General features: G+C 46.5%; 19 protein-coding genes and 1 tRNA gene. 11 read left to right on the forward strand and 9 right to left on the reverse strand.

Features of this window, described 5'->3' with window-relative positions:
• Window positions 1–31 precede the first annotated feature (31 nt).
• Together AC9UC2_RS03720 and yczE are read right to left on the reverse strand one after the other, a co-directional pair.
• On the reverse strand, window positions 32–1477 hold the full coding sequence (locus AC9UC2_RS03720) for an NCS2 family permease (RefSeq protein WP_509525345.1): 1446 nt from the start codon (window positions 1475–1477) through the stop codon (window positions 32–34).
• A 93-nt stretch (window positions 1478–1570) separates the two neighbouring features.
• Entirely contained in the window at window positions 1571–2236 is a 666-nt protein-coding gene (yczE, locus tag AC9UC2_RS03725) for a membrane protein YczE (RefSeq protein WP_509525347.1), read from the reverse strand.
• A 20-nt stretch (window positions 2237–2256) separates the two neighbouring features.
• On the opposite strand from yczE, the gene AC9UC2_RS03730 reads away from it, so the two are divergent.
• The gene (locus AC9UC2_RS03730) at window positions 2257–2988 is read left to right on the forward strand and encodes a DUF554 domain-containing protein (RefSeq protein ID WP_509525349.1); all 732 of its coding nucleotides are present in this window, start codon (window positions 2257–2259) and stop codon (window positions 2986–2988) included.
• Here the strand turns inward: AC9UC2_RS03730 and AC9UC2_RS03735 are convergent.
• The 4 genes from AC9UC2_RS03735 to AC9UC2_RS03750 all read right to left on the reverse strand — a co-directional run bounded on the left by AC9UC2_RS03735 (window position 2985) and on the right by AC9UC2_RS03750 (window position 5306).
• Window positions 2985–4025 carry an NAD(P)-dependent alcohol dehydrogenase gene (locus tag AC9UC2_RS03735; protein WP_509525350.1) on the reverse strand — a complete coding sequence of 347 codons (1041 nt, stop codon included), beginning with the start codon at window positions 4023–4025 and terminating at the stop codon, window positions 2985–2987. The two genes, AC9UC2_RS03730 and AC9UC2_RS03735, sit on opposite strands and share 4 nt — an antisense overlap.
• A gap of 2 nt (window positions 4026–4027) precedes the next feature.
• Window positions 4028–4672: a thymidine kinase gene (locus tag AC9UC2_RS03740; RefSeq protein WP_509525351.1), complete on the reverse strand. Its 645-nt coding sequence runs from the start codon at window positions 4670–4672 to the stop codon at window positions 4028–4030.
• Window positions 4673–4693: 21 nt separating this feature from the next.
• Entirely contained in the window at window positions 4694–5221 is a 528-nt protein-coding gene (locus AC9UC2_RS03745; protein WP_509525352.1) for an adenine phosphoribosyltransferase, read from the reverse strand.
• Between the two features lies 1 nt (window position 5222).
• Window positions 5223–5306: transfer RNA gene (locus AC9UC2_RS03750), tRNA-Leu, on the reverse strand.
• Window positions 5307–5349: 43 nt separating this feature from the next.
• On the opposite strand from AC9UC2_RS03750, the gene AC9UC2_RS03755 reads away from it, so the two are divergent.
• The gene (locus tag AC9UC2_RS03755) at window positions 5350–6660 is read left to right on the forward strand and encodes a M20/M25/M40 family metallo-hydrolase (protein ID WP_509525353.1); all 1311 of its coding nucleotides are present in this window, start codon (window positions 5350–5352) and stop codon (window positions 6658–6660) included.
• Here AC9UC2_RS03755 and AC9UC2_RS03760 read toward each other — a convergent pair.
• Complete coding sequence (locus AC9UC2_RS03760) at window positions 6657–7601, reverse strand: aldo/keto reductase (RefSeq protein WP_509525355.1); 945 nt, start codon at window positions 7599–7601, stop codon at window positions 6657–6659. The genes AC9UC2_RS03755 and AC9UC2_RS03760 overlap by 4 nt on opposite strands.
• Window positions 7602–7651: 50 nt before the next feature.
• Between AC9UC2_RS03760 and AC9UC2_RS03765 the strand changes: the two genes are divergently transcribed.
• The 4 genes from AC9UC2_RS03765 to mshC are packed head-to-tail and all read left to right on the forward strand — an operon-like array spanning window position 7652 to window position 10791.
• Window positions 7652–8329, forward strand: coding sequence for an Rv2135c family putative phosphatase (locus AC9UC2_RS03765; protein ID WP_509525357.1), 678 nt, complete (start codon window positions 7652–7654; stop codon window positions 8327–8329).
• Window positions 8326–8835 carry an Rv2134c family protein gene (locus tag AC9UC2_RS03770; protein WP_509525360.1) on the forward strand — a complete coding sequence of 170 codons (510 nt, stop codon included), beginning with the start codon at window positions 8326–8328 and terminating at the stop codon, window positions 8833–8835. The genes AC9UC2_RS03765 and AC9UC2_RS03770 overlap by 4 nt, the downstream gene beginning before the upstream one ends.
• Complete coding sequence (locus tag AC9UC2_RS03775; protein ID WP_509525363.1) at window positions 8819–9529, forward strand: Rv2133c family protein; 711 nt, start codon at window positions 8819–8821, stop codon at window positions 9527–9529. The genes AC9UC2_RS03770 and AC9UC2_RS03775 overlap by 17 nt, the downstream gene beginning before the upstream one ends.
• A 20-nt stretch (window positions 9530–9549) precedes the next feature.
• Window positions 9550–10791, forward strand: coding sequence for a cysteine--1-D-myo-inosityl 2-amino-2-deoxy-alpha-D-glucopyranoside ligase (gene mshC, locus AC9UC2_RS03780; protein ID WP_509525365.1), 1242 nt, complete (start codon window positions 9550–9552; stop codon window positions 10789–10791).
• On the opposite strand, the gene AC9UC2_RS03785 is transcribed toward mshC, so the two are convergent.
• Window positions 10788–11651, reverse strand: a complete 864-nt coding sequence (locus tag AC9UC2_RS03785; protein WP_509525367.1) for a PAC2 family protein — start codon at window positions 11649–11651, stop codon at window positions 10788–10790. The genes mshC and AC9UC2_RS03785 overlap by 4 nt on opposite strands.
• Window positions 11652–11680: 29 nt before the next feature.
• Here AC9UC2_RS03785 and metH point away from each other — a divergent pair, with 29 nt between their 5' ends.
• Together metH and AC9UC2_RS03795 are read left to right on the forward strand one after the other, a co-directional pair.
• Window positions 11681–15181, forward strand: a complete 3501-nt coding sequence (gene metH / locus AC9UC2_RS03790; RefSeq protein WP_509525370.1) for a methionine synthase — start codon at window positions 11681–11683, stop codon at window positions 15179–15181.
• Window positions 15181–15855, forward strand: coding sequence for an HAD family hydrolase (locus tag AC9UC2_RS03795; RefSeq protein ID WP_509525372.1), 675 nt, complete (start codon window positions 15181–15183; stop codon window positions 15853–15855). The genes metH and AC9UC2_RS03795 overlap by 1 nt, the downstream gene beginning before the upstream one ends.
• Here the strand turns inward: AC9UC2_RS03795 and AC9UC2_RS03800 are convergent.
• Entirely contained in the window at window positions 15852–16616 is a 765-nt protein-coding gene (locus tag AC9UC2_RS03800) for a RecB family exonuclease (RefSeq protein WP_509525374.1), read from the reverse strand. The two genes, AC9UC2_RS03795 and AC9UC2_RS03800, sit on opposite strands and share 4 nt — an antisense overlap.
• Before the next feature lie 51 nt (window positions 16617–16667).
• Here AC9UC2_RS03800 and AC9UC2_RS03805 point away from each other — a divergent pair, with 51 nt between their 5' ends.
• From AC9UC2_RS03805 to AC9UC2_RS03815, 3 genes are read left to right on the forward strand one after another with little or no spacing between them, the layout of a single operon-like run.
• Window positions 16668–17519 (forward strand): tRNA (adenine-N1)-methyltransferase, encoded by an 852-nt coding sequence (locus tag AC9UC2_RS03805; RefSeq protein WP_509525377.1) that lies wholly within the window; start codon window positions 16668–16670, stop codon window positions 17517–17519.
• A complete protein-coding gene (locus tag AC9UC2_RS03810; protein ID WP_509525379.1) occupies window positions 17503–18444 on the forward strand; it encodes a helix-turn-helix transcriptional regulator in 942 nt (313 codons plus the stop codon). Before AC9UC2_RS03805 ends, AC9UC2_RS03810 begins: the two co-directional genes overlap by 17 nt.
• Window positions 18437–19354, forward strand: a complete 918-nt coding sequence (locus tag AC9UC2_RS03815; protein WP_509525381.1) for a helix-turn-helix transcriptional regulator — start codon at window positions 18437–18439, stop codon at window positions 19352–19354. Before AC9UC2_RS03810 ends, AC9UC2_RS03815 begins: the two co-directional genes overlap by 8 nt.
• Window positions 19355–19375 lie beyond the last annotated feature (21 nt).

Below are 19375 nucleotides of genomic sequence, written 5' to 3' on the forward strand. Positions count from 1 at the left end.
GGTTTCCCGGGGGCCTCTCTTATTGAACTATTTAGCCAAGCCAAGCATTCAGTGGTGAAGACAAGAAGTACACCATGAACAAGCCTGATACTAGGTAAAGCAAAGGATGAACCTCTTTGCCACGACCTTGGACCAAACGAATCACTACGTGAGTAATGAATCCTGCACCAATACCTACTGAGATGTTGTAAGTAAATGGCATCAAGATGATTGTTAGGAAGGCAGGGACTCCGATACCCATGTCATCCCAGTCAATATTCTTGATCTGAGACATCATCAAGAATCCGACAATGATCAAAGCAGGTGTTGCAGCCTCATAAGGAATGATTGCAACTAGTGGGGCCAAGAAGGTGGTGAGCAGGAATGCAATTCCTGTCACAACTGATGCAAGACCAGTACGTGCGCCTTCACCAACACCTGCTGCTGATTCAATGTAGCTGGTGTTGGAAGAAATACCGGCTGCACCACCTGCAGCAGCTGCTACAGAGTCAACCAAAAGAATCTTTTGGATGTTATCTACGTTTCCATCTTTGTCAGCAAGACCTGATTCGTGACCAATTGCTGTAACTGTTCCGACCGTGTCGAAGAAGTCTGATAGCAGCAATGTGAAAAGAAGCAAGACTGCAGCGATGAGAGAAACATTATCTACGCTGAATGCACCGAAAAGATCGAACTGACCAGTGAAATCAAACTCTGGAACAGCAACTACCTCTTTTGGAACCGTTGGAATTCCTAGCTGCCAACCGCCGTCTACGATGGTTGGGGGATTTCCTGGAGTGAAGTTCGGCTTGATGTTGAAAGCTTGTTGGATAGCAATCGCTAGACCAGTAGCGGCAGCGATTCCGATAAGGATCGCACCCTTAACTTTGCGCACCATAAGCGCGACAATAAGAAGAGTTCCAAAAACGAAGACAACTGTTGGCCAGCCAACAAGATTGCCATTGACACCTAGACCTACTGGAACTGGACCACTAGCGGTACGGCGTACGAACCCTGCATCAACAAGACCAATTAGCGCAATGAATAGACCGATACCGACTGAGATTGCGATCTTGATCTGTGGTGGAACCGCCTTGAATACTGCTACACGGAAACCGGTGAGCACCAATACCAAGATGATCAAACCTTCTAGAACAACTAGACCCATTGCTGCGCCCCATGACATCTTCGATGCAATACCAACTGCTACGAAAGTATTGAGACCAAGGCCGGTGGCAATTGCTAATGGATAGTTGGCAATCGATCCCATAAGGATTGTCATTACACCAGCTACTAGTGCAGTTGTCGCTGCAACCATTGCAGGTGCTGGTGCATCTCCACCGAAGAGGAACTGACCATTTGCATCTGGCGAATACGCCAAAATAATTGGATTAAGAGCCACGATGTAGGCCATCGTGAAGAAGGTTACGAGTCCGCCTCGAACCTCTTGGGCAATTGAAGAGCCCCGCTCAGAGATTTTGAAATATGAATCCAGCATGAAGTAGTGCCCTTCTAATTTTGTTAACGGGGGTGTTTGCGACCCCGTGTGCGGTAGGGCGCACAACCCTTGGGAAGATCTTTATCCTATGTGTTACCTGGAAGTAACCCGAGAAACGACTCCCAAGGCGATGGCGATAGATTGGCCAATCAGCAGGGTGAAGAGCACAGTTCCAAGGCCCACAGTTCCGCCCAGAAGCCAGCCAGCGATCAAGACCGAGCTCTCTATAGCCAATCGAACCCGACCTATTCGCACACCCGAACGGTTGTGAAGGGCGGTCATCAGACCATCGCGAGGACCTGGCCCTAAGCCACATGTTATGTACAGGGCAGAACCAAAACCGACCATAGCAATTCCAATCAGACAATAAGCAATGCCGATTGCATAATTATTTTGTGCTGGAAAAAAAGTAACCCCAACTTGAATCGCGAAAGCAATAATTACGATATTTGAAATAGTTCCAAAGCCCGGTTTTTCTCGAAGTGGAATCCACAACAACAAAACCAAGGTACTTATCGCAAAAGTGGACCAGCCCATAGTGATAGCAAGTTTTCCGGAAACACCTTGTGCCAACACTGACCAAGAGCCATTACCGATCGTGCTTTGAATAACTAGTGCATCGCCCAATCCAAAAATGAAAAGGCCAAAGAAAAGAACACCAACACGAAAGGGCTTTAAGTCCCAACGAGAACTAGCGGTCCAAGGGGTCTGTGGAACGGTTTTATGCGGACGCAAGAACTCTAGAAATGGGTTAGACATTGCATGAGTATAATCAGCAAATGTTTCCTGGTATCGGCACAATCATCAATGTCATAACGATTGTTTCTGGGGCCTCTCTCGGTGTTCTTGTTGGAAATCGAATGCCTATAAGAACCAGAACTTTGTTAACAGATGTTCTGGGTCTGGTTACCTTGCTCGGCGCAGCAACAGCTTTGATCCCTTTGTGGTCAGATCGTTACAACAACGCCCTTCCACAAGGCTGGAGTTTGCTGGTGGTTTTAGGCTCGCTGTTAATTGGGGGCCTGATCGGTTCGGCTTTGAAACTGGAAAACCGATTAGATTCTTTGGGCGAACGATTGCGAATTCGATTTAGAGCATCGAGTGAATCAAATTTTGTTGAAGGTTTTGTTGCCGCCTCACTACTTTTTGCTATCGGACCGCTAGCGATCCTAGGAAGTATTAGTGATGGAATGGGAACTGGTATAGATCAGTTGATCCTCAAAAGTACGCTCGACTTTTTCGCTGCGATGGCTTTTGCCACTTCACTTGGTTGGGGAGTTGCTGTTTCAGCGATACCTGTTGGTATTTATCAAGGAGTATGGACAGTTATTGGCTTCGGACTGGGTGAAGTTTTAGCTGGCTATCAAGTAGACGCCATGACAATTGTTGGTGGAATTATGTTGATTTGTATCGCCTTAAAATTACTCAACATTAAAAGCGTTGCGGTTGGAAACCTGTTGCCGGCTTTAGCCATTGCACCGATTCTAGCCCTTGCTGTGCACGCCCTTTAAAAACTGGCTGCATCAATCACGAAGCGGTATTTGACATCACTTGCGACGGTTCGCTTGTACGCCTCGTTGATGTAATCCGGTTTAATAACTTCAACATCACTTACGATCGAATGTTCAGCACAGAAATCAAGCATTTCCTGCATCTCCGGAATTCCGCCAATCATTGAGCCTGCAATGGAGCGACGACCATTGAGCAAAGTTCCAACATGTACTTCGTATGGTTTACCCGGAAGACCAATTACTACGAGTGTGCCATCTAGTTTCAATAGATTCAGGTAGTCGCCGATAACCAATTCGGCACTTACCGTGTTCAAAATAAGATCGAATGTTTTAGCTAGCGGAGCTAAGTTACTTGCATCTTTGGTACTCACGAAATGATGTGCGCCCATAGCGATTGCATCAGCTTCTTTGCTAGGGGAGTGAGACAAGACTGTGACCTCGGCGCCCATTGCTACTGCAAACTTAACACCCATGTGTCCCAGGCCGCCCAACCCCATCACCGCTACCTTCATGCCGGATTTAACTTTCCAGTGTTTGATGGGTGAATACAAGGTAATTCCAGCACACAGCAGAGGCGCTACTCCTTCGATTGGCAAGTTGTCAGGGATTCGTACCGCATAATCTTGATTGATGACAAAATTATTGGAATAACCGCCCATCGCAACAGTTGTTCCGTCACGCTCCAATCCGTTATACGTTCCCGTCATTCCTTCAACGCAGTATTGCTGCAATCCTTGAACACAACTTGCACACTTACGACACGAATCAACAAAGACTCCAACGCCGATTTTGTCGCCAACTGAAAACTTTGTCACCTTGCTTCCAATAGAGGTCACAACACCGGCAATTTCGTGGCCAGGAACCATGGGAAATATTGCAGGACCCCACTCTTCGGCAACCTGGTGAATATCGCTATGACAGATGCCTGCGTATGAAATATCTAAAGCAACGTCATATTCGCCAACTGCTCTACGATCAAATTCATAGGCAGTAAGGTCGGATTTTGCTGAAAGAGCTGCATAACCGCGTGATTTCATTATTACTCCTTGAACGGTAGGGGGATGGAAGATGTGTGAGCCGCACGTGATGCTCGGGCAGTAACTTGACGCATGTGGTGTCTGCGGCAGAGAACTTCATAGGCTACCGCTGCATCCGGCGTAACATCTCCAACAACAACTTGTTCGCCTTCTACAACCATTACGCCACCAACTGTTCGCGCATTGTGCGTTGCACGGGAGCCGCACCAACACAGCGCTTCCACTTGCAGAGTATTTACTCGATCTGCAAGTTCGACTAATCGCGCCGAACCTGGAAAAAGTTTGGTTCTAAAGTCGGCCAAGATTCCAAATGCGAAAACATCGATTCCGAGACCATCCACAACGCGAGCTAATTGATCAATTTGGACACTTTCGTAGAACTGAGCCTCATCACAGATGATGTAATCGACGCGTTCACCCATAGACAATTTATCTACAACCAGTTTATGAATGTCTAGTTCTGGCGAAACTTCTATTGCAGGACTGGAAAGACCTAAACGAGATGAGATGACGCCAGAACCGGCTCTATCTTTGTTGGTGAAAATCAACCCTGTACGTCCTCGGCTTTGATGATTATGCGCGGTTTGAAGAGCGAGAGTGGATTTTCCGCTATCCATGGTTCCGCAGTAGTAAATCAATTCAGCCATGTGGCGCATCCTGCCATAGTGCTAAGAAACTAGCAGCGAAGTAACGGGAATCTCTGGGTATTTTTGATTAAGTCTCTCTCGTCCAGGAAGCCCACTGATTTCAAGGAGCGCGAGTACATGAGTGACCTGCCCACCGAGCCGCTGAATTAATTCGATCGCCGCACTGATTGTTCCGCCTGTAGCTAAAACGTCATCGATCAGCAGAACCTTGGAACCAGGTGTAACAGCATCAATGTGCAGTTCTAAAGTATCATTGCCATATTCAAGGCCATAACTCTCAGAAATTGTCGAGTGTGGAAGTTTTCCCGCTTTTCGAATAGGAACGAAGCCACTTCGTAAGTGGTTGGCTACCGCTGATGCAAAAATAAATCCGCGTGCTTCAATGCCAGCAATCAAAGTAGAGGAATCGGCGTAGGTGGCGAATTCTTCAGTAATTGCAATGAATGCTTCGCCGTTGGCTAATAAAGGTGTTATGTCTTGAAAGCGAATACCTGGTTTTGGATAATCAGGAATTTCGCGGATGAGCGATAGTGCATCATCTATTTTCATGTGTCCGAGAGGGGACTTGAACCCCTAATCCCTTGCGGGAACTAACACCTCAAGCTAGCGCGTCTGCCAATTCCGCCACCCGGACTAAGTGATAGCAAAGGATAGCAATTGGGTGCGAGAATAGCGAAATGAGTACTACACACAGCGAACTTGAACTAGAGGCCATCCGAATCTGTCAGGAATTAATTCGAATTCCGAGCGTTAATTTTGGAGATGGCAAAGGTGATGAAAAGGAAGTAGCCGAATACATCGCAAAGTTGTTGACTGAAGTTGGAATTGAACCAACTGTCTATGAATCTGCACCAGGGCGATGCAATGTGATCGCACGCATTAAGGGAAGCAATCCGGCACGTCCAGGTTTAGTAGTACACGGACATATTGATGTTGTTCCCGCTAATGCAGATGATTGGTCTGTTGATCCATTTTCTGCTGTGATTAAAGATGGATTTATTTGGGGACGTGGCGCTGTAGATATGAAAAATATGGATGCGATGATCCTTGCAACTGTAAGGGATTGGCAGCGAACTAGTTTCGTTCCAGAGCGCGACATTGTTCTAGCGTTCTTTGCCGATGAAGAAGCTGGCAGTGTTTTCGGTTCTCACTTCATGGTGAAGAATCATCCCGAGGTTTTTGCCGGATGCACAGAGGCAGTATCTGAAGTTGGTGGCTTCTCAGTCACCGTAACTGGTGGAAAGCGTCTTTATCTGATTGAAACAGCCGAAAAAGGAATTCACTGGATGCGCCTGACTGCACAAGGTCGCGCTGGTCATGGCTCCATGATGAATGATGACAATGCAATCACGCGCCTAACAGAGGCAGTTGCGAAGATTGGCCGCTTCGAATGGCCACAACGTTATAGCAAGACTGTGAAAGCTTTCTTTAAGCGCATTGCAGAAGAGACAGGTAAGCCATACAACGAAGAGGATCTACGTCCTTTGCTCAAGGAGATCGGTTTCGCTTCAACCATGATTGGTGCAACGCTGCAAAACACCGCAAATCCAACGATGTTGGATGCTGGATATAAGGCAAATGTGATTCCTGGTTCAGCAAGTGCGGTTATCGATGGTCGATTCATTCCTGGATTTGAGGATGAACTCAATTCAACAATTAAAAGCTTGATCGGTGAGAACGTTACTGTCGAAACCATCACTCGTGACAAAGCACTTGAAGTTCCTTTCGAAGGCGATCTGGTCGATGCCATGTGCAATGCACTTATAAAAGAAGACTCTGTTGCTATCCCAGTTCCATATGTCATGAGCGGTGGAACGGATAATAAAGCTCTAGCTGATCTAGGAATCATCGGATATGGATTTTCGCCTTTGAAATTGGATGCGGATTTCAATTTCATGGCGATGTTTCATGGTGTTGACGAAAGAGTTCCCGTAGAAGGTCTAACTTTCGGTACTAGAGTTCTGAAAGACTTTTTAGAACACGCCTAAAGACTTACTTCATCAAGGGCTGTTCGGACGATTCCAGGAAGTGAAATCTCTTCACTCTTTAGAACGCCACGAAGTTGTGCTCCAGTTCTGGCACCGATCAACGCACTAGTAACTCCTGGTGCATCTCGTACCCACGCTAGTGCAACCTCAAGCGGTGAGAAACCTAAACCTTCGGCGGCAACTGCTACCGCTTCGACAATTTTTGATGAACGAGCATCGAGATAAGGTTCAATATGCTTTGCAAAATGCGGTGCTGCGCCACGTGAATCACTTGGAACTCCTTTGCGATACTTTCCGGTCAAAACACCGCGAGCCAATGGTGCCCATGCCAAAAAACCTAAACCACACTCAAGGGTTGCATCAATTAGTTCATACTCTGCCGATCGATTGAGCAATGAGTATTCACTCTGAACTGTCGTTAAAGGAGCCTTCATAGAATTTGATTGCTGTTTAGTCGCAGCGCGGGCTAACTGCCAACCCGAAAAATTACTCACTCCTACGTAGCGCGCACGTCCAGTTGTGTATGCGTAATCCAGCGCGGATAAGGTGTCATCTAGGGGAGTCGTCTCATCCCAATTATGAACCTGCCAAATATCTACAAAATCAGTTCCAAGACGATTCAGTGAGCGATCAAGATCGGCGATCAAAGAGTGTCGTGACGCATCGACCTTACGAACACCTTCGGAAAAACTGATTCCAGCTTTGGTGGCAATGATGACTTCATCCCTTGGGAAAAGCGTTCCTACCAGACCACCGATGACGCGCTCACTATCTCCATCGCCGTATGTTGCGGCGGTATCCAAGAAATTGCCACCTGCATCTAAGAAAGCTCGACATTGGTCTGCCGCTTCTATCTCATCGGTATCACGACCCCAGGTCATTGTTCCCAAACCGAGGCGAGAGAGAGCTAAGCCGCTGTTTCCCGCTCGTCGTTTTTCCATGGCGTGACCTTAGCAAGGCCTGATAGCAAAAGCTGCGATAGCCTTTCATTATGCGCCTAGTTTTAATTCGACATGCTCACTCCGAGTCCAATGCCTCAGGTGTGTTGTCCGGTCGAATCCCTAATGTTCACTTGTCGCCTAAGGGAATAAAACAGTCCGAGGAACTTTCCGCTCGTCTAGGAAGTTTCCCAGTAGCACAGCTACGTATTTCACCGATGGAAAGATGTTTTGAAACAATCTCACCGTGGCTCAACGGTTGCGTGCTTTCAGCGAACTCGATGTTCGTACCCATGATTGATCCAAATCTCAACGAAGTTGATTACGGTCAATGGAGCGGTAAGCGACTGGTTTCTTTGGCGCGAAAAAAGGAATGGAAAACGGTTCAAGAGTCACCTAGTCGAATGTACTTTCCAGAAGGCGAAGGAATTGCCGCGATGCAGTCCCGAGCAATGACTTCAGTTCATCAAGCTGCCTCGTTGCCAGATTCGAAAGTGGCGGTTTTTGTGAGCCATGGTGATGTTATTAAATCCATCGTCGCATCGGCATTAGGAATGCATCTGGATGAGTTTCAGCGAATTGTGATTGATCCGGCATCCGTTTCAATCCTTGAATTCTCCGGGATCAAACCCCGAATTTTGCTGGTCAATGACACACGCGCAGTCGTTACGGATTTGCTGCTTGATCCCAAGCGATCGAAGAACTTACTAGGCGGGGGCGCTGGTAAGTGAGACATGTCTTTACCAATCCTGAAAGATGCGTCGCAGGAACTATCGGTGCACCAGGTGAGCGTGCATTCTTTGTTCAGGCGCGAGATAAGAATCGCATTGTCAGTGTCGCGCTGGAAAAAGCACAGGTACAAGCAATCGCAAATCGTCTTGAATTAATAGTTGCCGAAGTCCGAAAGAGCAGTCCCTTAATATCGGTAACCACTGAACCCCAAGATGACGCCCCGTTAGATACACCGGTGGATGAAGAGTTCCAGGTCGGAGCAATCTCATTGGCCTGGAATGAGGCAGAGCAGCTTCTCTCATTCGAACTCTATGAATTAGAAGATGATGAGCAAGAGGCCGAAGGTCAGGTTCTTGAAATCAACTTTTCTTTAGGAATGGCTTTAGCCTTTGCGCAACGGTCAAAAGCAGTAGTAAACGCTGGCCGTTTACCATGCCCTTTCTGTGGGATACCGATTGATCCAAGAGGGCATTTGTGTCCTAGGGCTAATGGCTACCGACGCTAAGTTAATTAATCTCCGAGACGGCGTTCTGCGTGTGACCGGTCGTTTAGTAGATGCATCTAACGCAACTTTGTATGCAATAGCTGATATAGCTGGCCAAGAAATGGTGTGCATCTATAAACCAAAAGCTGGTGAGCGACCACTTTGGGATTTTCCAGATGGCTACTTAGCTCATCGTGAATACGCTGCATATCTAGTAAGCGAGTATCTCGGCTTTAACGTTGTGCCTCTAACTGTTTTGCGAGACGGTCCTTACGGCGAAGGCATGGCGCAAGAGTGGATCACCATTGATGAAAGTATCGATCTAGCAAAATTCTTCGCAACTGATCATCCGGGACTTCGTGCGATGGCACTTTTTGACGCGGTTATAAATAATACAGATCGAAAAATTGGTCATCTTCTGCCAATCAATGATGATGTTGTTTTTGGCTGCGATCATGGCGTCACTTTCCACGTCGAAGACAAACTGCGTACCGTTCTTTGGCAATGGGCGGGTGATTTCTTAACCACCAACGAAATTGAAATACTCAAGAAAGCAGTAATCTCTCTCGAAGGTGAGTTGCGAACACAATTGGAAACCTTGTTAACGACGCAAGAGATAGACGCCCTGGCAGCAAGAGTCCAGCGACTATTAAATGAAGGTACCTTTCCTCAGCCCAACCCTAATTGGCCAGCAGTGCCGTGGCCGGCTTTCTAACTTAGTAATACGATTAGCCCATGAATTCTTGGACTGAGGTAGCTGTTCCTAGTGTGGTCCAGGTTAAAGATTTTCCCGCTTTGGTTTTGACCGATACCGCAACATCGAGCAAGAAAGCCTTGGAAAAGAAGCGCACCTATCGAATGTATGTGTGTGGAATTACGCCATACGATGCAACCCATTTGGGACACGCAGCAACGTACTTAACCTTTGATTTGATTAATCGCTACTTGCGAGCAACTGGAGCGCACGTTTCCTATGTTCAGAACATCACAGATATAGATGATCCACTCTTGGAGCGAGCTAATCGAGATGGTGTTGACTGGAGCGAATTAGCGCAGCAACAGATTGATTTATTCCGCTCGGACATGGTCCATTTAAGAGTTATACCTCCTGCACATTACATCGGCGCAGTTGAGGCGATTCCATTGGTAGTACAAGCGATTTCAGAGTTAGAAGAGCAATCCAGTATTTATCCGGTTGACAGTGACTTGTACTTTTCGGTCAAGAAGGATCCTGATTTCGGAAGTCGATCAAACTTTTCCCAAGCCAAAATGCTGGAAATTTTCAAAGAGCGCGGGGGAGACCCTGACCGCGTAGGAAAATCTGATCCACTTGATTGCCTCGTATGGATGTCTCAAAGAGTAAATGAACCTGGATGGGATTCGAGTTTAGGAAAAGGTAGACCCGGTTGGCACATTGAATGCACCGCAATTGCGCTGGAGTATTTAGAGCCGTCCGATTTGGAAGAAACTTTGATTGATATTCAAGGTGGGGGAAGTGATCTGATTTTCCCTCATCATGAAATGTGTGCCGCTCAAGCGCGAGTTATTAATGGCAAGGAGCTAGCTGCTTCTTATGTACATGCCGGAATGATCGGTCTTGATGGCGAAAAAATGAGTAAGAGCAAAGGAAACCTGGTCTTTGTTTCCCGTCTGATTGCTGATGGCGTTGACCCCATGGTCATTCGCTGGGCGCTCATGTCGGATCATTACCGATCCGACCGAATGTGGAGTGATGATGTTTTGCAAGAGGCGCAAGAGGCGATTGATCAACTGACCGCTGCACTTGCACAACAAGATTGCGCACCAACTCAAGATTTAATCAATTCTATGGTCGTGGCACTTAGCGATGATTTGGATACACCACTAATTGTGTCTCAACTTAAAAGCTGGAGCTCCTTGACGCTTTCAGGTGCACAGGGTGGAAATAGCGATCAATTAAGGGTTGCGCTGGATGCACTTTTGGGTTTAAAGATTTAATCTTCCTGTTGTCTTCGTAAATATCGTTCAAATTCCTTAGCAATCGTGTCACCTGATATGTCTGGAAGTTCGGCGGCGTCTTTACTTTCTTCTAGCGCTTTTACATATTCAGCGATTTCGGAATCTTCAGCGGCTAAATCATTCACCTCGTTTTCCCACGCATCGGCGCGATCCGGCAAATCCGATAAAGGAATCTTTATGTTCAAAAACTCTTCTAAAGTATTAATCAGCGCTAGCGTGGCTTTAGGAGAAGGCGCATTTGCTGCATAGTGAGGAACCGCGGCCCACAAAGAAATTGCGTCAATTCCTCTGCGCATGCAACCATCTTGAATAATTCCCAAGATTCCAGTTGGACCTTCGTATTTTGATACCGACACACCAAGTCGGTGTGCTATTGATGGGTGGGCACCGGTTCCGGTGACTGTGATTGGTCGCGTGTGGGGAACGTCTGCTAACAGCGAACCAAGAGAAACAATCAATGAAACTTCTAGATCATCTGCAAGATCTAAAATGTCAGAAGTAAAACTCTTCCATTTCATGGATGGCTCAACGCCTGTAACGATCACTAAATCCCGACTCATCGACGGAATAGCCATTCCGAACACTTGGGTGGATGGCCAGGTGATGCTACGAATCTCAGATTCATCGACAGATACGACAGGACGATTTACTTGAAAGTCGTAAAAGTCCTCGGATTCAACATTTGCAATCAATTCGGGAAGAACATCATCGTTCTTATCGCGCCAACCAGATAGCAAATGCTCAACGGCTCCAGATGCCGCTTCTGCTGCATCATTCCACCCCGAAAAGGCCATGATCATGATGGGTTCTCTGAGAAGAGGAATCTGATGAATCTCCATGAAAGCAACCTTAAGGTAACCTTGGGCAAATGAGTACATCTACCAAGCGTCCTGGGCTGCTTCGTGAAGCCTTAGCATCGCGGGTAGTTGTCGCAGATGGCGCTATGGGCACCATGCTCCAAGCCGCAAATCCAACCTTAGAAGACTTCCAAAATCACGAAGGTTGCAATGAGATTTTAAATGTTAGTCGCCCCGACATTGTTCGTTCCGTTCATAATGAATATCTAGCTGCAGGCGTAGATGCGATTGAGACAAACACATTTGGTGCCAATTGGTCCAACTTAGCCGACTATGGAATTGAAGATCGAATTTATGAACTTGCCTTCGCCGGAGGAAAAATTGCGAGAGCGGCTGCCGACGCTTTCTCTACGACTGCAAAACCTAGATTCGTTCTGGGCTCACTAGGACCCGGAACGAAACTTCCAAGTCTTGGACACACAACATATGAGAATTTAAAGATTGCCTATTACACAGCTGCAAAGGGATTGTCTGATTCCGGATGTGATGCTTTATTGGTTGAAACTTCGCAGGATTTACTGCAAGTTAAAGCAGCGATCAATGGTTGTCGACTAGCTATTGGTGAAACTGATCGCGATATTGTCTTAATTGCGCAAGTAACTGTAGAAACAACTGGAACGATGCTTCTAGGTTCTGAAATCGGTGCGGCGCTCAACACATTAGAACCTATGGGAATTGATTTGATCGGCCTAAATTGCGCAACCGGCCCCACTGAAATGTCTGAACACCTTCGTTACCTGAGCAAAAATGCCAAAGTGGCTATCTCTGTAATGCCAAATGCCGGTTTGCCGGTGCTAGGTGCAAACGGAGCTTCCTATCCACTTGGACCTAATGAACTTGCTGTAGCACTCGAGGGTTTTGTTAACGATTATGGGATTTCACTAGTCGGTGGTTGCTGTGGAACCACACCTGAACATTTGTCAGCTGTCGTCGAAAAAGTTAGTGGTAAACCAATTGCAACACGAACCCCTGATCTAGATCCTGGGGCTTCTTCTTTGTATCAGTATGTGCCCTTTAGACAGGACAAAACATATTTAGCAATTGGTGAGCGAACCAATGCGAATGGTTCACGAGCTTTTAGAGATGCTTTACTGGCTGAGGACTGGGAGAAGTGCGTAGAAATCGCGCGTGACCAGATTCGAGATGGTGCGCATATGTTGGATCTGTCCGTTGATTACGTAGGTCGAGACGGGGCAGCAGACATGAGTCAGTTAGCTTCACGATTTGCTACCGCAAGCACCCTTCCAATTGTTCTTGATTCAACCGAACCGGCTGTTTTGAAAGCTGGGCTAGAGCATCTAGGTGGTCGCTGCGTTATCAATTCAGTCAATTACGAAGATGGTGATGGTCCAACATCACGTTTTGCAAAAATCATGCCGCTTGTTCAGGAACATGGTGCAAGCGTTGTCGCGTTAACTATTGATGAAGAAGGTCAAGCACGTGATGCCGAGTGGAAATTACGCGTAGCTCGTCGCTTGATTGTTGATCTTCGAGATAACTGGGGTATGAACGTTGGCGACATCTTGATCGATTGTCTTACCTTTCCAATTGCAACCGGTCAGGAAGAAACTCGTAAGGATGGCATCGAAACAATCGAAGCTATTCGTCGCTTGAAAACGGAGTTCCCGCAAGTGCAAACGACACTTGGCGTAAGCAACGTTTCCTTTGGTTTGAATCCTGCAGCACGCGTAGTTCTCAACTCCGTATTCCTTCATGAGTGCGTTCAAGCTGGTCTTGATTCGGCCATCGTCCATCCCTCAAAAATCACGCCGATGGCAAGAATTGATGAGCGTCAAAAACAGGTAGCACTAGATCTCATTTATGATCGCCGTACTTTCAATGGTGATGAGTGCACCTACGATCCACTTCAGGAGTTTTTGCAACTATTTGATGGCGTAGAACTGGCAACTAGCAAAAATGCTCGTGCCGAAGCGCTTGCCGCCTTGCCGCTATATGAGCGACTTCAGCGCCGAATTATTGATGGCGAGAAAGTTGGCCTAGACGATGACCTGAAAGAAGCGATGGCTTTAGGAACGCCACCACTAGAAATCATTAACAGTCATTTACTAGAAGGCATGAAGATCGTTGGAGAACTGTTTGGCAAGGGTGAGATGCAGTTGCCCTTCGTTCTTCAGAGCGCTGAAGTAATGAAGACCGCTGTGGCTCAGCTCGAACCTTTTATGGAAAAAACAGGCGATGAAGGTCGCGGCACCATGTTGCTCGCAACCGTAAAGGGCGATGTGCACGATATTGGTAAGAATTTGGTTGACATCATTCTTACTAACAATGGTTACCGAGTTGTGAACATCGGCATTAAGCAAACCATTAATCAGATTATTGACGGTGCAATAGATTCAAATGCAGACGCTATTGGAATGAGTGGGTTACTTGTTAAATCAACGGTAATCATGAAGGAGAATCTTCAGGAGATAACCGCAAGAGGGTTGGACCAAAAATGGCCGATCGTTCTTGGAGGCGCTGCACTTACGCGTGCGTATGTGGAACAGGATTTAGCAGCGCTGTTTCCAGGCGAAGTTCGCTATGCCCGTGATGCTTTCGAAGGTTTGCGCCTAATGGATTCAATCATGGCGGTAAAGCGTGGTGAACCTGGTGCGGCTTTGCCCGCACTTCGCGAGAGAAAAGTTGCCAACACTCGGGTCAAGAATGAAGATCTTCCGATTGATACTCGTCGTAGTGATGTTGCACTTGATGTTGATATTCCAAATCCGCCTTTCTTTGGTTCTCGCGTCGTAAAAGGCATTCAACTGAGCGACTATGCGGGGATGTTGGATGAGCGAGCTTTGTTTGTGGGTCAGTGGGGCCTAAAGGGTAATCGCGGCGAGTATGAAAACATGGTTGAAGCCGAAGGTCGGCCGCGCTTGCGCTCACTGCTCAATGAAGTTCAATCAAGTGGCTGGCTTAACGCTGCAGTGGTTTATGGATATTTTCCATGTTACAGCGAAGGAAATGACTTAGTAATTCTGCATCACGAAGGTGAACAAAAAGGACAAGAGCGAACTAGGTTTACTTTCCCACGACAAACACGGGATCGTCGTTTATGTGTCAGTGATTTCTTTGCCTCGAAGGAGTCAGGAAAAACTGATGTTGTTGCTTTCCATGTGGTCACTATGGGTTCAACGGTTAGCGAAGCGGCGGCTAAACTTTTTGCAGCTAATAATTACCGTGAGTATTTGGAGCTGCATGGTCTTTCAGTTCAGTTAACCGAAAGCCTGGCTGAACACTGGCACGCCCGTGTTCGTGAAGAACTGTCAGTTAAGAATGATGACTCATCTGATTTGCAAGGGATCTTGGATCAGGGATACCGAGGCTCGCGCTATTCATTTGGTTATCCAGCCTGTCCAGATTTAGAGCAACAAATACAACTCTGCGAACTGCTGGATCCAGGTCGAATCGGTGTGGAACTTTCTGAAGAATTCCAACTACATCCTGAGCAGTCAACATCTGCCATCATCGTGCATCACCCTGAAGCTAAATATTTCAACGCAAACTAATGAGCGCCGGTTTCTTTGACGCGGTCTTTTTCGATATGGATGGCCTTATGGTTGATTCAGAACCAGAATGGTTTAAGTCTGAGATTGAGGTAACCCGTAAGTTTGGATACAACTGGACCGACGAGGATCAAGTTGCCTGCCTTGGTGGACCTCTATCGCGCGTTGGCAAATACATGCATGACAAATGCAATGGCGCGGAAACACCTGAGTACTTCACGCAGACTTTGATTGACACCCAAGCTCTGAAAATGCGAGGTAATACTCCCACCATGCCGGGTGCCTTGAATCTAGTTCGTGATCTACAAAGTAGAGGCGTTAAAACTGGTTTAGTCTCAGCTAGTCCACGCATCATCGTTGACGCCGTTTTGGATAACTTGGGTCATCAGTTGTTCCCTTTTTCCATAAGTTCAGATGACGTCCCCAATACAAAGCCACATCCAGATTGCTACCTAAAAGCCGCAACGATGACAGCTTCAAACATACAAAACTGTTTGGTTTTTGAAGATTCATTGACCGGTATGAATGCGGCCATGTCCAGTGGGGCGTATTTAATTGCGGTTCCACACCTAGTAACTATCCAAGAATCAGCAAAAGTTCGCGTAATCTCTTCCTTAGAACAGTTGAGTTATGAAAAACTTCAGCACTTGCTTGAAGACTTTTCCGCCACAATTTAATTATTGTGCGCCGGGCAAATCTTTTTAAAGTAACACCAGTCACACAAACGTGAAGGCTTGGGTGGCCAATACTCTTTATCTATTGAAGTGAAAATGTCTTTTGCAACACGATGTAAAACTTTCTCAACGGATTCAACTTCACTTTGCGTCGGATTGCTCTTTACGACTCGACCATCACCCAGATAAATCAGTTGCAGCAGTCGGGGGAGTACGCCTGTTTTCTTCCAATAAAGAAGTGCATATACTCGAAGTTGAAACAGAGCTTTCTCTTCCCAACCGGGCTTTGGCGATTTGCCAGTCTTATAGTCAACGATCCTAACTTCGCCAGTGGGTGCAATATCCAAACGATCAACGTAGCCGTGCAAGTAAACATTTGTGTCAAAATCATTCTCTAAATGCATTTCACGGTGCGTTGCTTCAAAGGTTGCAGGATTTTCAAGAGTGAAATAGGTCGTCAACAGTGAAGAGGCTCTATCGAGCCATTCTTTTTCATTGGAAACCATTTCAACAAGCTCTGGTTTTTGCGACAATTGAGCGCTCCACCGCGAAGGTAATAGATCTATCGCGGTTTGTGGTGTTCGTTCATTGCTCGGATATTCAAAAAGATCCTGCAAAACTGTGTGAACCAGGGTTCCACGTTCAGCATCTAGCGACGGCGGTTCAGGTAACTTCTCAATCTTGCGGTACTTATAGAGCTGCGGACAATTCACGTACTCGCTCACCGCGCTGGGTGATAGACGTAGATTGTTTGCTTCATTCACCTGACTGAAGATACTCGTACTTTGCGCAACATTTTCGCCTAAGATGCTCCCGTGTCTAATCTTGGGTATTTCGGAGCCGGCGATCGCATTCAATTGACCGATCCAAAGGGAAAGTTGTACAGCTTCACGATTACCCCTGGAAAAGAGTGGCATACACACAAAGGGTGGATTACCCACGATGAGTTGATTGGTATGCCGGAAGGATCGGTAGTTAGCACAACTGCCGGATTGAAATTCACCGCTTTTAAACCTTTACTAGCTGATTACGTCTTAACTATGCCGCGCGGGGCGACGATTGTTTATCCAAAAGATGCAGCAATGATTGTTGGAGTTGCTGATATCTATCCAGGTGCACGAGTACTTGAAGCCGGCGTAGGAAGCGGTGCGTTGACTATTTCCTTGTTGCGATCTACAGGACCAACTGGAACAGTGCATTCGGTTGAACGTAGGCAAGACTTTGCTGATAACGCTCGCTCCAATGTCGATTCCTATTTCGAATCTGCCCCTGAAAACTGGTCTTTGACGGTAGGAGATCTACAGGATCAGAGTTTTGATTCCGAATACGACCGAGTGATTTTGGACATGCTTGCACCATGGGAGTGCATCGATATTTCCGCACGAGCATTGCGTCCTGGTGGAGTATTTCTTGCTTATGTGGCAACCACAACTCAACTTTCAGCTACCGCAGAAGCTTTAAAGGAAGATGGACGCTTCACCGAACCTGAGAGTTCGGAAACTCTTGTTCGTGGTTGGCATCATGAAGGTTTAGCGGTACGTCCTCAACAGCGCATGATTGGGCACACCGGTTTTCTGATTCAAAGCCGCAGAATGGCTCCAGGTGTTGAAGTTTTGGCACGTCGACGACGTCCGGCGAAGGGTGCTTACGGTGTCTCGGAAGATTGAGCGTTTAATCAATCTAACCATCGCCCTACTAGCAACTAAAAGATTTCTCACAAAATCTGAAATTTTCAAATCTGTTGAAGGCTACGATGGTAGCGCTGAAACAAAAGAACGAATGTTTGAACGAGACAAGGATGATCTTCGCTCGCTAGGAATTGAAATTGAAGTCGGCAGTTTTGATCCTTTATTCAATGATGAAGCGGGCTACCGGATCAAGCAAGAAAAATATCAGTTTGAATTGGGCGACATTTCGTCGACTGAAGTTTCATTGCTCTCATTGGCTGCAGAAGCGTGGCAGGAAGCTTCTTTTGGGGATGCCGCACAAAAAGCGCTCTTAAAACTTCGCTCTATTGGTATACCAAGTGATGAGATATCTATTCCCGGCACAGTTCAAAAGTTAAGTGATGGGGGACAGGATCTTTCTCTGATCACTAAGGCAATTGCGCAAAAGGGATTACTTGAATTTTCCTACCTAGATACAGCTTTGAATGTCAACGCTCGGCACATAGTTCCTATTGCGTTGTCGACTCGTAATGGTTACTGGTATCTCTCGGGCGTTGATCAGGACATCCAAGAGATTCGAACCTTCAGAGTAGATCGAATTCACGGTTCTATCACTTCCGGCGCGGGACCAAGTGATTTTGAAACCCCAATTGGTTTTGACCCTCGAAAAACTTTTTCAGAATCAACGGTCAATGAATTTGCTCTAGTTGATGTCCGAGTAGGTAAAGCTGCTTCGCTTCGCGCCTTGGCTGTGTCAACACATTCACTTGGAGAATGGGATCAAATCAGAATTCCGATTCTGAGCATGGATTCTTTATGTTCATTGGTGTTGTGGCATGGGTTAGATGCTTTTGTGCAAGAACCTGCCGTACTAAGGGATCTCGTTGTAACCCATCTTGAGGCTTTGGTGAAAAATCATGGCTAAAAAATTCTCTTCGCCTTTAGAACGTACGGCAAGGCTTTTGGACCTTGTTCCCTACATTAGTTCTCATCAAGGAATCTCTTTAAAGGAGCTATCACAGGTATTTGAAGTAAGTCAGGGTCAAATGACAGATGACCTGACGACTTTGTGGATGTGTGGGCTTCCTGGGTACACGCCTCTGGAGTTAATGGACTTAGATTTCGAGTCTGGATTCGTAACTATTCATAACGCTGACACACTCGCAAAGCCACGATCTATAACTTTTGATGAGGGAGTGGCCCTTCTTCTCGGTTTGGACCTGTTGCGTTCGGCTTTAACTGCGGATCGAAATGACCTATTAGAAAGAATTGAATTTCTATCGCAGCGGTTGGCAACTTTAATAAAACTTCCTAGTGCATTATCGGCTACATCAGTTGTTAACCAAGATGTCTCGAGTGCGATCACAGAAGCCATGAAAACTAGATCCGGACTAGAAATTTCCTACCATTCCTTGTATCGCGATGAAGTCAGTAGCCGAATTATTCATCCGATTGAAATTATCGAAGCGGACGGTCAACGCTACTTAAGTTCTTATTGCTTAACTGCAGCCGACTTCAGGCAGTTTCGAATCGATCGGATTCAAAGTGCAAAGGCACATGATGTTTCTAATGCTGTACCCCTGAACTCCAATCAAAACTCGAGGTACACCTGCGCGGTTAAAGTTCTAACTCCTACCCGTGAGATCGCTGAGCGGTTCAAGAAAACCGATTTGGCTGTAAATTCTCACTTTGAATTTGAGAGTTTTTCGCAGCAGTGGGTTGAGCGATCAGTCTTGGCCTCAGGAAATGCTGTGTCCTTGAAGTCGCCCCCAGAAATTAGAAAATCAATAGCGGTGATGGCCCAATCGATGCTGGATCGTTACAAAGCACGCTGAAACCGCCTACCCATTCAAAGG

Source organism: Candidatus Planktophila sp., assembly GCF_036734405.1.
GTDB lineage: Bacteria > Actinomycetota > Actinomycetes > Nanopelagicales > Nanopelagicaceae > Planktophila.

Coding starts and splice junctions, on each gene's coding strand:
- AC9UC2_RS03760 (WP_509525355.1), bottom strand. CDS start 7,601: ATGGAAAAACGACGAGCGGGAAACAGCGGCTTAGCTCTCTCTCGCCTC.
- AC9UC2_RS03785 (WP_509525367.1), bottom strand. CDS start 11,651: ATGGAGATTCATCAGATTCCTCTTCTCAGAGAACCCATCATGATCATG.
- AC9UC2_RS03765 (WP_509525357.1), top strand. CDS start 7,652: ATGCGCCTAGTTTTAATTCGACATGCTCACTCCGAGTCCAATGCCTCA.
- yczE (WP_509525347.1), bottom strand. CDS start 2,236: ATGTCTAACCCATTTCTAGAGTTCTTGCGTCCGCATAAAACCGTTCCA.
- AC9UC2_RS03755 (WP_509525353.1), top strand. CDS start 5,350: ATGAGTACTACACACAGCGAACTTGAACTAGAGGCCATCCGAATCTGT.
- AC9UC2_RS03740 (WP_509525351.1), bottom strand. CDS start 4,672: ATGGCTGAATTGATTTACTACTGCGGAACCATGGATAGCGGAAAATCC.
- AC9UC2_RS03795 (WP_509525372.1), top strand. CDS start 15,181: ATGAGCGCCGGTTTCTTTGACGCGGTCTTTTTCGATATGGATGGCCTT.
- mshC (WP_509525365.1), top strand. CDS start 9,550: ATGAATTCTTGGACTGAGGTAGCTGTTCCTAGTGTGGTCCAGGTTAAA.
- AC9UC2_RS03815 (WP_509525381.1), top strand. CDS start 18,437: ATGGCTAAAAAATTCTCTTCGCCTTTAGAACGTACGGCAAGGCTTTTG.
- AC9UC2_RS03775 (WP_509525363.1), top strand. CDS start 8,819: ATGGCTACCGACGCTAAGTTAATTAATCTCCGAGACGGCGTTCTGCGT.
- metH (WP_509525370.1), top strand. CDS start 11,681: ATGAGTACATCTACCAAGCGTCCTGGGCTGCTTCGTGAAGCCTTAGCA.
- AC9UC2_RS03745 (WP_509525352.1), bottom strand. CDS start 5,221: ATGAAAATAGATGATGCACTATCGCTCATCCGCGAAATTCCTGATTAT.
- AC9UC2_RS03730 (WP_509525349.1), top strand. CDS start 2,257: ATGTTTCCTGGTATCGGCACAATCATCAATGTCATAACGATTGTTTCT.
- AC9UC2_RS03720 (WP_509525345.1), bottom strand. CDS start 1,477: ATGCTGGATTCATATTTCAAAATCTCTGAGCGGGGCTCTTCAATTGCC.
- AC9UC2_RS03735 (WP_509525350.1), bottom strand. CDS start 4,025: ATGAAATCACGCGGTTATGCAGCTCTTTCAGCAAAATCCGACCTTACT.